The 13,589-nt window shown below is 67.2% G+C and carries 11 protein-coding genes; 1 reads left to right on the forward strand and 10 read right to left on the reverse strand.

Translation table 11 applies throughout. The features are described 5' to 3' along the window. Window positions 1–20 precede the first annotated feature (20 nt). From zomB to ABZ942_RS08255, 9 genes are all read right to left on the reverse strand, one after another. Window positions 21–1,985, reverse strand: coding sequence for a flagellar motor control protein ZomB (gene zomB / locus ABZ942_RS08215; RefSeq protein WP_357380006.1), 1,965 nt, complete (start codon window positions 1,983–1,985; stop codon window positions 21–23). A gap of 4 nt (window positions 1,986–1,989) precedes the next feature. Beyond that, window positions 1,990–2,916 (reverse strand): decaprenyl-phosphate phosphoribosyltransferase, encoded by a 927-nt coding sequence (locus ABZ942_RS08220; RefSeq protein ID WP_357380007.1) that lies wholly within the window; start codon window positions 2,914–2,916, stop codon window positions 1,990–1,992. 1 nt (window position 2,917) lies between these two features. Then, entirely contained in the window at window positions 2,918–3,469 is a 552-nt protein-coding gene (locus ABZ942_RS08225; protein ID WP_357380370.1) for a phosphatase PAP2 family protein, read from the reverse strand. A gap of 142 nt (window positions 3,470–3,611) precedes the next feature. Beyond that, window positions 3,612–5,552 (reverse strand): glycosyltransferase, encoded by a 1,941-nt coding sequence (locus tag ABZ942_RS08230; protein ID WP_357380008.1) that lies wholly within the window; start codon window positions 5,550–5,552, stop codon window positions 3,612–3,614. Next, window positions 5,549–6,778, reverse strand: coding sequence for a UDP-galactopyranose mutase (gene glf / locus ABZ942_RS08235; protein WP_357380009.1), 1,230 nt, complete (start codon window positions 6,776–6,778; stop codon window positions 5,549–5,551). The genes ABZ942_RS08230 and glf overlap by 4 nt, the downstream gene beginning before the upstream one ends. Before the next feature lie 480 nt (window positions 6,779–7,258). After that, window positions 7,259–7,813 (reverse strand): hypothetical protein, encoded by a 555-nt coding sequence (locus ABZ942_RS08240; protein ID WP_357380010.1) that lies wholly within the window; start codon window positions 7,811–7,813, stop codon window positions 7,259–7,261. A gap of 94 nt (window positions 7,814–7,907) precedes the next feature. Next, on the reverse strand, window positions 7,908–8,504 hold the full coding sequence (locus ABZ942_RS08245) for a hypothetical protein (protein WP_357380011.1): 597 nt from the start codon (window positions 8,502–8,504) through the stop codon (window positions 7,908–7,910). 73 nt (window positions 8,505–8,577) lie between these two features. Next, entirely contained in the window at window positions 8,578–9,354 is a 777-nt protein-coding gene (locus ABZ942_RS08250; RefSeq protein ID WP_357380012.1) for a MerR family transcriptional regulator, read from the reverse strand. 63 nt (window positions 9,355–9,417) lie between these two features. Then, window positions 9,418–10,353, reverse strand: a complete 936-nt coding sequence (locus ABZ942_RS08255) for an EamA family transporter (RefSeq protein WP_357380013.1) — start codon at window positions 10,351–10,353, stop codon at window positions 9,418–9,420. A 107-nt stretch (window positions 10,354–10,460) separates the two neighbouring features. On the opposite strand from ABZ942_RS08255, the gene ABZ942_RS08260 reads away from it, so the two are divergent. Next, a complete protein-coding gene (locus ABZ942_RS08260) occupies window positions 10,461–10,961 on the forward strand; it encodes a MarR family transcriptional regulator (protein WP_357380014.1) in 501 nt (166 codons plus the stop codon). 130 nt (window positions 10,962–11,091) lie between these two features. Here the strand turns inward: ABZ942_RS08260 and ABZ942_RS08265 are convergent, their stop codons facing one another. Next, on the reverse strand, window positions 11,092–13,581 hold the full coding sequence (locus ABZ942_RS08265; RefSeq protein ID WP_357380015.1) for a SpoIID/LytB domain-containing protein: 2,490 nt from the start codon (window positions 13,579–13,581) through the stop codon (window positions 11,092–11,094). Window positions 13,582–13,589 lie beyond the last annotated feature (8 nt).

Here is a 13,589-nt window from a genome sequence, read left to right on the forward strand (position 1 = left end):
GCCGGTCTGCGTAACTCGACTCAACGCGGTGCCGGTGCGGGCTTCGGGAACGGGTCGACCAAACCGCATCGTTCGATCTCGTATTTGGGCACCCGGTCGATCCGGTACTTGGCGAAAGTCAGTGCGTGGCGCAGGTTGTGCCGGAAGCGCTCGAAGGTGAGCGGGTCGCGGTAGGAGATCTGCAGCGCCTCGGTGGCCGGGCAGGACATCGCGGTGCGCGCCTGGGTCACCCACTTCTCGTCCAGGTACCAGGGCATCCACGGCTTCTTGTCCACCATGCCGGTGTCCACCACGACCCAGTCCGGGTAGAGCGCCTTGTCGTGCCCGATCCGGCCGTCGGTGAGTCGCTCGGTGTGCGCGGCGAGCGGATAGGCCAGGCCCATCTGATCGATGACGCGCACGTTCAGCGGGACGTTCATGCTGGTCATGCCGAGGTTGAGGAAGTAGACGGTGTGTCCCGCGCCGCCCGCCGGAATCGGCTGCGGCGGTGGCGCGATGTACCAGAACATGAACGACGGCGAGTTCAGCAGCAGGCCGCCGTTCGGGGTCTCGGTGATGTTGTCGACCATCGGCCGGATGCGCGGGTAGTCCAGGTAGTCCTCGGCCAGGATCGGATGATCGTGGCCGGTGTTGAGGACGTAGTAGACCCGCTCGTCGACGATGCCGGTCGAGGTGATCTTGGTGCCGGACTTGATCGCGGTCGTGTTGGCGGCGAACAGCGCCCAGCCCGCGGTGCCGAGCAACGCGAACAGCACCACCGCGAAGGACCAGTCGGCGGCGGTCGCGGCCCGGAACCCGCCGGCCGGCAACCGGATCGGCACCACGGCGACCGGCAGCAGCAGCAGGAACAGCTGCGCCAGCAGCATGCGGCCGTGCATGAAGTCGCCGCCGACGCGCAGCGCGTAGATGGTGAGGATGAATCCGCTGAGCAGCACCAGCGTGACCACCGCGGCGGGCGAGCGCAGCCACTCCCTAATCCGGCGCGCGTTCCAGCGAGACTGCTCTTCCAGTGCGGCAGGCCGCCCGGCCGGGTCCGCGGGCTCAGCCGTCTTGCCGCGTGCCGCAACGACTCCCGCGATGAGCAGCACCAGCAGCGGCACCCACAGGTAGTACGGGCCGACGAGATCCCAGAGATAGATGAAGCCCTGATGCCACTTGGCGCCGCCCGCGTCCTTGGCGACCGCGGTGTTCGGGTAGGGCAGGCCGTAGTAGCCCATCCGCCAGATCTGATAACCCATCGGCACCAGGCCCGCGGCCAGCACGATCAAGCCGCGCAACACGATCGGACGCAGCCGGGACTCCGGCATCGGCGCGATGACGATCATCAGCAGCGCGAGCCCGCCGACCAGCGTCATCTCCGGACGGATCAGCGGGGCCAACCCCGCGAGGAACACCAGGCCGAAAAGACCGGGCAACTTGACCCGCTCCGCCTGGCTCCAGCGGATCAGCTGCCACCACAGCAGGCCGAGCCAGCAGATCACCAGGCAGCTCTCCAGCCCCGAGGTGACATAGTCGCGGGCCGGCGGGATGGCGATGTAGACCAGCATCCCGGCGGGCAGCAGCAGCACCGACTTCGGGCCGCCCCATAACCTGCTCGCGCCGAGCATGGCGAACACCACCGCGGCCATCGACAGCGTGAACGCGATGCCGAGCACCACGTACTCGAGTCGCGCCTGGGTGAGCCAGCTGAAGAACCAGACGATGTAGGTCCATGCGGTGCTGGTGTTGGTCTCGACCCGCTCGCCCTCGTTGAAGACGGGCCCATTGCCTGCCAGCAGGTTGCGCACCGTGCGCAGCACGATCAGGCCGTCGTCGGCGATCCAGCGGCGCTGCCAGCCGCCGACGGCGAAAAGGACCACGGTGAGCGCTATCCCACCGACGAACGTGGCACGGGATAGCAAGGCGTACCGCGACGCCGAGCGGGCCGGCTGCACAGCCGGCCCCTCGTTCGCGTATTCGTCTTGCTCCACTCCCGCTACCAACATCTCGTCAGGTGAGATAGACAGCGACACCTACCGCTCCGATCCAGGCGATTGCGAGGAACTGAAGGACTCGGTCCCCCAGTGCGATCTCTTCGGGTTCACCGGCCTCGCCGCCATCGACGTCGACCGCGTAACGCAGGATTGCGATGGTAAACGGAATCATCGAGATTGCGAACCAATTGGTGTCTTTCAGGTTGTCCTGCTGGAACGCCCACAGACCGTAGAACACCACGACAGCGGTGGCCGCGAGGGTCCAGATGAACCGCAGGTAGGTCGGCGTGTAGTACTCCAGCGACTTGCGGATCTTCGCGCCCGTGCTCACCGCGATCTGCAGTTCGGCGTAACGCTTGCCCGCCGCCATGAACAGGGAACCGAACGCCATGATCAGCAGGAACCATTGCGAGAGCACGATATTCGCGGCCGCACCACCGGCGACGGCGCGCAGCAGGAAGCCCGACGACACGATGCAGATGTCGAGCACCGCCTGGTGCTTGAGGCCGAAGCAGTAGGCCAGCTGGATGCCGATGTAGATCGCCATCACCACGGCCAGGTGCCAGGACGCGGCGAACGAGCCGGCGATCGAGGCGACGAGCAGCACGATCGACAGCGTGTACGCCAGGTTCACCGGGACGACGCCCGCGGCGATCGGCCGGAACCGCTTGGTCGGGTGCGCCCGGTCCGCTTCGACGTCGAGCGCATCGTTGATCAGGTAGATGCCGGAGGCAGCCAGACAGAACACCACGAACGCGATGCCGACGTGTGCGAGCACGTCGACCTCGTTGGCCGTGCCCGCGGCCAGCGGGGCCGCCAGCACGAGGACGTTCTTGACCCACTGCCGCGGCCGGACAGCCTTGATCAGGCCGCCTGCCAACGTCTTCGGCGGGCCCTTGACGACCGCTTCAGCTAGATCGGCACCAGTCGGCTCTTCACTCATGTCAACCAAGGCTCTTTCTGTGGCGGTCATCGAGTCTCTTTTCGGCGGCAAGCACAACGGCGGCGGACGCGGCACCGAGCGCCGAACCAGCGAGCACATCGGAGGGATAGTGCACCCCGAGGACGACCCGGGAAAGCAACATCGGTGGGACGAGCACCGCAGGCAAGGGTAGCCCGGTCAATCTGCCGAGCAACACCGCCGCCGCGGTCGTCGAGGTGGCGTGCGAGGACGGGAAGCTCAGCTTGCTCGGCGTCGACACGTTGACCTGCACCGACGGATCGTTCGGGCGAGGCCTGCGGACCACCCGCTTGATCACGATCGAGGCGGCGTGCGCGCCGACCGCGCCGACCGCGACCCCGGCCCACTGTCTGCGCCGCGGCTTGTCGACGAGCCAGCCCGCGGCGGCGATGCCGACCCAGCCGAGCGCGTGCTCGCCGAAGTGCGACATGCCGCGGGCCGCCTTGATCACCTCCGGGGTGGCGATCCTGGCCTGCACCGCGTTGATGATCTTCACCTCGGGCGGCGCCGGCTCGGTCGACGGCACCGCGGACACCGGTCCGCCATGGCCGTTCGTGCTCTGCAGCGGCTTGTTGACCGCGGTGTTGTCCGCCAAACTCACGACTCCGCCTCGCTAGCGCTCGGCTCCGCCGTTCGTCTGGGGACACTGTGTTTTTGGTTCGCTCGCTGGCGCTCGCTCACTGCTGATCACCCTTCGTGTCGGTACCGATGCCGAAGGCACTTTCCCAGGCCGCGGTGCTGGTCAGCTGCGGGTGGGCGGCGCGGTAGCGCTGCTGCATCTCGGGGAAGCGGGCGGCCAGTTCCTTGCGCAGGCGCAGGGCTTCCTTGAAGAGGCCGAGGGCCTGGCGCGGGTCGCGCTTGCGGTAGACGACGCCACGCCCGTCGGCGGTGGTGACGGTAACCCCGTCGACCTGCGACAACAGGAACCACCGGGCGTCCAGCGTCGGGACGTTCAGCTGCGGGGTCTCGTGGTGCTGGGTATGCGCCGGGCGGAAGTTGTGCACCACGCCCTTGGCCAGCCGGACCACCTTGGCGATCGGATTGGCCGGTTCAGCGACCGCGCCGACCTCGAGGTGACTGGCCAGCGGCAGTTCGGTGGACGACGGCAGGATCACCGCGTCAGGGAACTGCTTGCGCAGCGCATGCACCGCACCGAGCGCGCTCGGCAGCAGTTGGAACAGCCGCTCCGGGCCGGCGAGGAAGTCTTCGATCGCCAGGTTCTGGATGGCGACCGTCGAATACTCCAGGCACAGCAGGTGTTTCAGCGTCGCCTTGACCGTGTTGACGACCATGCCGCGTCCGTTGCCCGGCATGTGCAGCGAGGCGACGACCAACCGGTTACGCAGGTGGAAGTACGCCTGCCAGTCGATCGCGTCGTCCTTGTCGCTCCACGCCATGTGCCACACCGCGGCGCCGGGCAGGGTGACCGTGGAGTACCCGTGATCTCTTGCGCGCAGCCCGTATTCGACGTCGTCCCACTTCAGGAACAGCGGCAGCGGCTGACCGATCTCCTCGGCGACTCGGCGCGGGATCACGCAGGTCCACCAGCCGTTGAAGTCGACGTCGATGCGCCGGTGCAGCAGCTTGGAGTTGTCCCGGTCCTTGAGCGGGTACTTCGAGAAGTCGTGGTCGTACTCGACGTTCGGCGCGGAGGTCCACATGAAGATGCCGCGGTCGACGACCTCGCCCATGCTGTGCAGGTGCGAGCGTTCCTGCAGGTTGAGCATCTGCCCGCCGACCAGCATGGGCGACTTGGCGAACCGGGCGAAGGCCAGCGCGCGCAGGATCGAGTCGGGCTCGATCTCGATGTCGTCGTCCATGTAGACGATGTACTCGGCGGCGGTGGTCTTCAGCGCCTCGTACATCACCCGGCTGTAGCCGCCGGAGCCGCCGAGGTTGGGCTGGTTGTGGATGGCGAGCCGGTCGCCGAGCGGCGCGGCGGCCTCGGCGAAGCCGGGCTCGTCGACCACCTTGCGGTTGCCCTGGTCCGCGACGATCACCGCGGCGATCTTCGCCAGCACCAGCGGGTCCGAGCCAAGCGCGGCAAGGGTTTTCACCAGATCGGTGGGTCGGTTGAAGGTCGGCATGCCCACCGCGATGCTGCCCTCGTCGGGCGCCTCGACCGGTGCGTACCAGCCGCCGGACAGCAATGTGACCGCCGTGTCGGTGGTGATGTCGAACCAGAGCCAGCCGCCGTCCTCGAACGGGCCGAGATCGGCCTCGAACTCGACGTGCACCGACTCCGTCCCCGGCGCGACAGCGAATTCCTTGCCCTGCACGTGGATTCGCGAACCGTCCGCCTTCGACCGGTAGACGTCCACCCGGCCGTGACCGGCCAGTTCCAGGCGCAGCACCACCGAGCCCAGGATGCTCCAGCGCCGCCAGTAACTCGCGGGCAGCGCGTTGAAGTAGGTGCAGAACGACACCTCGGACTCCGCGCCGATGGACAGCGAGGTGCGGGTGGCCGCGTGCGCGCGCTTGGCGTTGGTCTTCGATTCCTCGACGTAGAGGGTGCGCACGTCGAGCGGCTCACCCGGCCGGGGCAGGATGATCCGCTGGAGCAGCGACTTCGCGCGGGTCTCGGTGGTCATGTCTTCCAAAATGGATTGGGAGGTCATTCTGCACTTTCATCAGCGAGCGGCGCACCGGACTCCAAGTGCGGGCGCAGCACATTGTCGAACATGCTGAGCGCACTGCCGATGGCCATGTGCATATCCAGGTACTGGTAGGTGCCGAGGCGGCCACCGAAAAGGACCTTGTCCGTTGCGGTTTCCTTCTTGGCGAGCGCGCGGTACGCGGCCACTTTGGCGCGATCCTCCGGCGTGTTGATCGGGTAGTACGGCTCGTCGCCGGTCTGCGCGGAGCGAGAGAACTCGCGCATGATGACCGTCTTGTCCTTCGGGTAGTCGCGCTCCGGGTGGAAATGGCGCGGCTCGATGATGCGGGTGAACGGCACGTCCGCGTCGTTGTAGTTCATCACCGAGGTGCCCTGGTAGTCACCGGTCTCCAGCACCTCGGTCTCGAAATCGATGGTGCGCCAGCCGAGTTCGCCCTCTTGGTAGTCGAAGTAGCGGTCCAGCGGGCCGGTGTAGACGACCGGGGCGTCCGGGTTGGCGGCGCGCAGTTCGTCGCGCACGTCGAACCAGTCGGTGTTCACCCTGACCTCGATGAGCTCCGACGCGGCCATGTTCTCCAGCCACTTCGTGTAGCCCTCTTTGGGCAGGCCCTCGTAGGTGTCGTTGAAGTAGCGGTTGTCGAAGGTGTAGCGCACCGGCAGGCGGGTGATGTTGCCTGCGGGCAGTTCCTTCGGGTCGGTCTGCCACTGCTTGGCGGTGTAGTCGCGCATGAACGCCTCGTAGAGCGGGCGCCCGATCAGCGAGATCGCCTTCTCCTCGAAGTTCTGCGCGTCTTTGCTGTCGAACTCCGCGGACTGCTCGGCGATCAGCTTGCGCGCCTCGTCCGGCGTGAAGTAGCGGCCGAAGAACTGGGAGATCAGGCCCAGGCCCATCGGGAACTGGTAGGCCTGCCCCTTGTGCAGCGCGAAGACGCGGTGCTGGTACCCGGTGAACTCGGTGAACTTGGTGACGTAATCCCAGACCCGCTTGTTCGAGGTGTGGAACAGGTGCGCGCCGTACTTGTGGATCTCGATCCCGGTGTCCGGGTCCGGCTCCGAGTAGGCGTTGCCGCCGAGGTGATAGCGACGATCGATCACCAGCACGCGTTTGCCGAGCTCGGTAGCGGCGCGTTCGGCGACGGTCAGCCCGAAGAATCCGGAGCCGACGACGATCAGATCGAACTGTGAGGTGGAGTTGGCGGAGTTACCCGGGGACGATGCGACGGTCACGGGAGCCCAGAGTATCGGAAGTCCGCGCGAGGTCTGGGTGGAGTCGCGCGGGGCACATCCCAGCACCCGCTCCAGGCACGTTTTCGTGTCCGAGCCATCCCGATTTCGCCCGAAGTTTGCCGCCAGTGGCCTTGACGGCAATCGGGACCCGATTGAATGCACAGTTCTCGGTCGCCGCGTCTGTTTTCACGGGCAGCGGACGAATTAGCCAGCCTTTTTATACGCGGCGGGCGAATGCGTACGCGGCAGAGCCTGGCGAGGCTCGCGCAGAGCCTGGCGAGGCTCGCGCGGGCGGCCAACGGGGTTACTAGTCGGTGTGGCCAGGGACGCGACGAAGTCGAGCATGTCGGCGTGGAACAGTGCGGCGGGTCTGCGTGGACCTCGAGGGAGACCTGGCCGGGCTCTCAGCTTCACACGCACAGGACTGCCGCATCGCCGAAGAAGCCGCCACCATCGCCCCCGAAGACAACCGGTCGTAGCTCACGGGCGTGGAGCTTGGTAGAGCATTGGGGTGGGCGGGTATTGGACGTATTGGGGCTGGGTTTGCGGGGTGGTAGGGCGGGTCATTGTGAGTACGAGGGAGATCAAGCCCAGGGCTGCGCCGATGACGATCATGTAGCAATGGGCGAATGATTCGGCGGCAAGGCCGTGCTCGCCGCCGAAGGTCACGCTGAACAGACCGCCGATGAAAACCCAAGCGCTGCCGATGATTTCCAGTGGGCGACCGGACGGCTTGCCGATCATGGACAGGAAGCTGCCGACGATGAGAACGAGTGCCATCAGAACCGAGACGATCAGCAAGGCTTCCAGCCCCTTGTGGAACTCCGACGCGAGTTTCCAGGCGTCGTACTTGTCGTCCGTGAGGCTCGGCTTACGGATTGAGTCGACCGTTCGGAAGAACTCGAAGGCCGAGATCGAGCCGAAGCCGACGCCCGACGCACCCAGCCACGCCGACACGATGGCGATCACGCCGGATAGACCGCGTTGCGCAGACGTCGGAACCGGATTACCTGGCCCACCATATGGATTACTCATCGAACCCCCCTCTAGGTTTCGGGGCGAACCTTACCGCGTGGTGGGCGGTCGATCGAGCCGATCAGAGGCGTTTGTCGGCAGCGTTGCGGGCCGGTTAAGCGTCGACAGATCCGAAAGTTGTTCGGCTGTCCGGAATTCCGGCGCGGAAACGTGGCGGCGGGTAGGCGATCCAGCGGGCGGTGTAGCGGGAGGACGCGAGGAGAAAGACGGCGAGCGGCAGGATCGCGGCGGTCAGTGACGCGATCCATGCGCGATGGAGCAGGGCGGTGAGGGTGCCGATCAAGCCGTCGAACGTGCCGTTGAGGATTTCGTGGGTCTGCCGCTGCTTCGGGAGCCAATCGATGCCGTAGTCGGGCTGGTAGCCGGTGAGGGAGCAGACGACGGCGATAAAGGCGAAGGCGGTGAGCAGGCCCGAGGTGAGGATGAGGATGTAGCGAGCGGTTTCGTCGCGGCGAAGGAGTTGGACGGCGCCGTAGATGAGGGCGATCGCGGCGAGCAGGGCGCCGAGGATCGACAATGCGGCGAAGGATTTGTCGAGGTGCGGGCGGGCGCCGAGGGCGTTCAGCACGGTTCGTTCGCCCCACAGGTTGCACAGCCCGGCGAGCAGGGCCAGCACTGCCGCGCTGGTCGCGATCACTCCGCTCGGCTCCGCGGGCGGGGTCGCTCGCGGACTATCACTGGCGTATGTCATTGCTCGGATGCCCTCTCTCCGCCGACGGCCGGCACGCATTCAGTATGCGTACCGGCCGTGGTTTGGGCGTGATCTAGAGCTGTGTCTCGGCGTAGACCTTCATGGCGTCCCGGACGAACGCCGCGGTCCCGGCGCCGTGCACGTCGTAGTTGGCCGCGAACCGCGGGTCCGCGACGTACATCTCGCCGAGGCCGATGAAGGCCTCCTTCACGACGGCCTTGCCCTGCCAGCCGTCGCCGATCCAGGCGCGGTGCCGGGCAGCAATGGCCTGCACCTCGTCGTTATCGGGCGTCAGCCCGGCGGCGTGCGCCCTGCCGTAGTCGGCGGCGATGTCCAGGTGCGTCTGGAGGTGCGCCTTCTGCTGAGCTTCGCTCATCGAGCGCCACCACTTGTCGCCGCTTTCGTAGGCATCCTTGCCCCAGCGTTCGATCACCTCATCCTTGTACTGAGTGTGATCGAACCCGTCGAAAACTTCCGCGGCCATGAGTTGTTCACCTCTTTCCGTCTTCTGCAGCGTGGTTTGCACCGACTCGATCTGGCGCCGGATCCGATCCTGTTCCTGCCGAAGCAGTTCCAGGTGCGTGCGCAGTGCGGTACCGGAGTCCTGTGCACCGGCAAGAACTTCGGCGATGACCGGGAGGCCGAGGCCGAGTTCTCGCAGCAGCAGGATGCGTTGCAACCGCACCAGGGAGTCCTGGTCGTAGTAGCGATAACCGTTGGCGCCGATCCGGCTCGGCGGCAGCAGCCCGAGCTGGCCGTAGTGGCGCAGCGTGCGGCTGGTGGTACCGGCCGCCTTGGCCAGATCCTGGATGGACCATTCGGTGCCCACGATCCCGTTCTCCCTTCTCATCTCGTCGGTGTAACCAGCATGCAAGTTGACGCTACGTCAAGGTCAACCCTGTTTTTCGGCAGTTCAACGTGCGGGCGCCGGGACCGGCACCGCCGGTTCCGCAACCGCGACCGCCTTCGGCTTCCCCGCCAGCTGACCGAACACCGTGCCGGCCAGCGCGATGACCAGGCCGATCATCTGCAGTGGACTCAGCGCCTGACCGAGTGCGATCCAGCCGATCACGGCCGCGGATACCGGGCTCAGCAGCCCGAGGAAGGCGACCGAGGTGGCGGGCACCTTGGAGATCCCGCGGAACCAGAGCCAGTAGGCCGCGGCGGTGCCGATGACGCCGAGGTACAGGTAGCCGCCGATCGCGTCGCCGCCCAGCGCCGGCGGTGCGCCCTCGATGAGCAGGGCGAGCGGCAGGATGAACAGACCACCCGCGGTGAGCTGCCAACCGGTCAGCGTGAGCGGGCCGACCCCCTCCGGCCGTCCCCACCGCTGGGTGAGCACGGTGCCCGTCGCCATGGACGCGGCACCGGCGAGTCCGGCGATGACACCGACGGTATCGAGTTGCGCATTGCCTCGCAGCACCACGAGCGCGACGCCGAAGACGCCGATCAGACCGGCAATCACCTTGCGCCCGTTGGGCTTCTCGGCGAGTACGACGGTGGCCAGACCGAGCGCGAACATCGGCGCGACCGCGCCGAGCACGCCTGCGACACCGCCGGGCAGCCGGTACGCGGCGAGGAACAGCAGGGGGAAGAAGGCGCCGATATTCAGCAGGCCGAGGGCGGCGGCGCGGCCGATCCAGATGCCGCGCGGCAGCACCCTGGTGATCGCGAGCAGCGCGAGACCGGCGGGCAGTGCGCGCATGAGCGCGGTGAACAGTGGGCGGTCCGGCGGCAGGAACTCGGTGGTGACGGCGTAGGTAGAGCCCCAGACAATGGGAGTGAGGGCGGTGAGCGCCAGGGTGCCCGCATACGAGTTCCCGATGCGCGGGGTGGTGCTTGTGGTCATGTCGTTCGCTCCTCATTGATAATCTCAACGTTGAAATATCTACTCGCCCAAGTGCCTCAACGTCAAGTAGATCAATGTTAAGATTCTTAGCGTAGAGAGGAGAGGTCATGGCAGACGCGGTGGACCTGTTCACCCAGCACTGGAATCGGGAACGCCCGGAGGTCGACGTCTCGCCGATGGCGGTGATCGGCCGCATCCAACGGCTGTCGCGCCTGTTCGAGCACGAGCTCAAGCAGTTCTTCAACGAGTACGGGATGGAGTTCTGGGAGTTCGACGTGCTCGCCACGCTGCGCCGCTCCGGCGGCGACGAGGGACTCACCGCGGGCGCGCTGATCAAGGTGGCCATGGTGACCTCGGGCGCGATCACCAACCGGATCGACCGGCTGGTGGCCAAGGACCTGGTCGAACGCATGCCGTGCCCGTCGGACCGCCGGGTGATCCGAGTCCGGCTCACCGCGGCGGGGCGCCAGATGATCGACGACGTGCTGCCGAAGCATATGGCGAACGAGCAGCGCATACTCGCGGCGTTGGACCTGGAATCGCGCGAGCAGCTCGCGGGGCTGTTGCGGACGCTCGCGGAGTCGCTCGGGGACGGTGTGCCGGACTGACTTACGTATCCCGAAAGCCCGGCCTGGCTGGACACTTTCGGTGCTCGACAGGCTTCGATCGTTGCGGCGCAACGAAAAATGTCCGCCTAGACCGCCACCGCCGGGTCACCGACGCAGACCCGGCCGTCCATCATCGCCGCGCCCCGGCAGGTCCCGATGATCCGGGTGCCAGCGGACTACTCGTGGCACCACCCGACGGGATCGGAATCCCCGGCGTCGGACGCGGTGTCGGCGTAGCCGCAGTCGTCGGCGCAATCGTGCTGCCCGGTGTCACCGAATTCGCGGGCGGCACGGAGCCGACAGGAGGCGCGGACTCGAATACCGGCGGCACCCGCACACCGGACGGAACCGACTCGGGCATCGGCACTGGGCTGACACCGGACGGCACGGACTCCGGCAACGACGGCACACCGGCACTCGGCGGCTCGGACTCGAGACCCGAAGGCACGTCTGCCTCGGCGGGAACGGGGTCGAAGACCGGCACCGCGGTCGCACCAAACAGGGCGGACTCGGTCACCGACGACACACTCACAGCAGACGGAATCGACTCGGACACAGGCACTCCACCAACACCCGACCACGCGGAGTCGTGCACCGGCGACATGCTCACACGAGGCGAAATCGACTCCCGCACCGACGCTACGCCGACATCAGACAAGACCGGCGCCGACACCTGGGGTGCGCCGACGGTGGACGGGGCCGGCTCATGCACCGGCGGCAGGCCGGCACCGGACGGAGCCACCTCCGCCACCCACGACGTATCGGCAATGGGCTCAACCGATTCCGACACCGGCGGCACGCCGGTACCGGGCACAGATTCAAGCACCGGCGGCGCACCGGCTCCGAAAAATGTAAGCCCTGCGGCAGACGGCACCCCCTTGCTGGACTGCGCAGCTTCACTCACTGGCAGCACACTCGCACCGGGTGGGACAGACTCTGACACCTGCGAAGCAGCGTGCGGAGCGGACTCAGGCACCAGCGCAACGCTCGCACCAGTCGGAACCCGCTCGGAGACAGGCGCTCCGCTGGCATCGGACCGCATCGGCACCACGTCGGTAGGCGACGCGGGCACGGGAGGCGTGTCCGCAGCTGACGGCGGGGGTTCCGGCATGGCCTTGACACCGGATGGCGTCGATTCAGGCAACGGCATGCTCGCACCAGACGGGACCGACTCGGGCACCGGCGGTGTGGCGGCACCGGATGGCGCAGGCGGAACACTTCTGTCTGACGGAACCTGCTCTGGCACAACGGCACCCGACAGCCCGGACGGCATGCTCGCACTGGACGGGTCCGATCGAGCCATGGGGGATCCATCGGCAACAGGCGGAGCCGACGCAGGTGCCGGCGACGCGCTCGCGCCGGACGGGACCGGCCGAACGCCCGCGGCCGACGGAACCTGCTCTGGCACAACGGCACCCGATGGAGCGGACGGCACGCTCGCCTTCGACGGACCGCCCTTCGGGGTCTGCGGATCGGGCACCAATTGCAGCAGCGTGGTGAAGTCGACGACCTGCGCGCCGAGGGTTGCCGTCGAGATGATGACGCCGTTGGTGAACATGCGATACGTCCCGGCGTGTTCCGGTAGTGCCATCTCCGGTCCGAGCGGCTGACCGACTTTGCTTGCCGCGCCGCCGATTCGGCGATATTCGACGTCGATCGGCGATTCGCCGACAGCGACCTTCGTACGCGGATCCACCGGAGCGGTGGGCGCATTGGGGGCAAGATCGCTCAGCGCGGGTCCGACGTCGAAGGTGTAGATGTCGGCGGGTTCACCACCGCCGGGTGCGGAGGAGTACTCCGAACGCAGGATCCGCCCGTCGCGCAGCAGCACGATCCCCGCGGTCCCGACGACGGCGGCGGCCGAGCGCGGATCCTCCTTCACGGTGCCGGGATACGCCTGACAGTCAGTGGTGTCGCAGCTCTGCGCGTACGAATAGCGGTGCTCGGCAAGGACATACGAACGCGCGGCGATCGCCTGCGCCCTCAATGCCTCGGCCCCGCCCTTGTCCGCCCAGTTGGCCTGCACCTCGGCCGGGATGACGCCGAGCAGGTAGTCCTCCACGTCGACACGGTTGACGGTGCGTGCCGCACCGTTTTCCGTCGCCACCCCGAGCGCGCCGCGATACGCCGAACCACCGCAGAGAGTCAGGTGTTCCGCGGCGGGGCGGTTCGGTCCAGGGTCGATCGGGTAGACCCACGGATCGTCGGTCGCCGCCTGCCACAGCACGTCACCGTCGCAGCCGACCGTCACCACCACGTTCGCGCCACCATTGGGCAGCGGGGTGAGATGCGCGGCCTGCCCGGCCTCGACCAGCTGGCCGGCCACGCGCAGACCGGCGGGCGCGAAGGTGTCGAGGGTGGAGTCGTCCTGTGCGGTCAGCCGGATCCCGACGGTGTTTGCCGGAACTGTGCCGAGCGTGGCACCCGGGTAGTAGTGCGCCAGGATGTTTTCCGCGGTCTGCCCCTCCTGGGCGCTCGCGAACGCGCCGAGCTGGCTCATCCCGCGCCCGTGGCCCGGCCCCGCCGCCGTCAGGTACGGCGTTTCTCCCGGCCACACCCACAGCACCAGCACGGCACCGGCGGTCAGCGTCGCACCGCCCGTGACCAGCACCGAACGCACGGATAGCG

The organism is Nocardia sp. NPDC046473 (assembly GCF_040645995.1).
Classification (GTDB): domain Bacteria; phylum Actinomycetota; class Actinomycetes; order Mycobacteriales; family Mycobacteriaceae; genus Nocardia.

Bases quoted from the DNA above. Each gene is read 5' to 3' on its own strand.
- zomB (WP_357380006.1), bottom strand. From the start codon at position 1,985: ATGTTGGTAGCGGGAGTGGAGCAAGACGAATACGCGAACGAGGGGCCG.
- ABZ942_RS08220 (WP_357380007.1), bottom strand. From the start codon at position 2,916: ATGAGTGAAGAGCCGACTGGTGCCGATCTAGCTGAAGCGGTCGTCAAG.
- ABZ942_RS08230 (WP_357380008.1), bottom strand. From the start codon at position 5,552: ATGACCTCCCAATCCATTTTGGAAGACATGACCACCGAGACCCGCGCG.
- ABZ942_RS08240 (WP_357380010.1), bottom strand. From the start codon at position 7,813: ATGAGTAATCCATATGGTGGGCCAGGTAATCCGGTTCCGACGTCTGCG.
- ABZ942_RS08245 (WP_357380011.1), bottom strand. From the start codon at position 8,504: ATGACATACGCCAGTGATAGTCCGCGAGCGACCCCGCCCGCGGAGCCG.
- ABZ942_RS08250 (WP_357380012.1), bottom strand. From the start codon at position 9,354: ATGAGAAGGGAGAACGGGATCGTGGGCACCGAATGGTCCATCCAGGAT.
- ABZ942_RS08255 (WP_357380013.1), bottom strand. From the start codon at position 10,353: ATGACCACAAGCACCACCCCGCGCATCGGGAACTCGTATGCGGGCACC.
- ABZ942_RS08260 (WP_357380014.1), top strand. From the start codon at position 10,461: ATGGCAGACGCGGTGGACCTGTTCACCCAGCACTGGAATCGGGAACGC.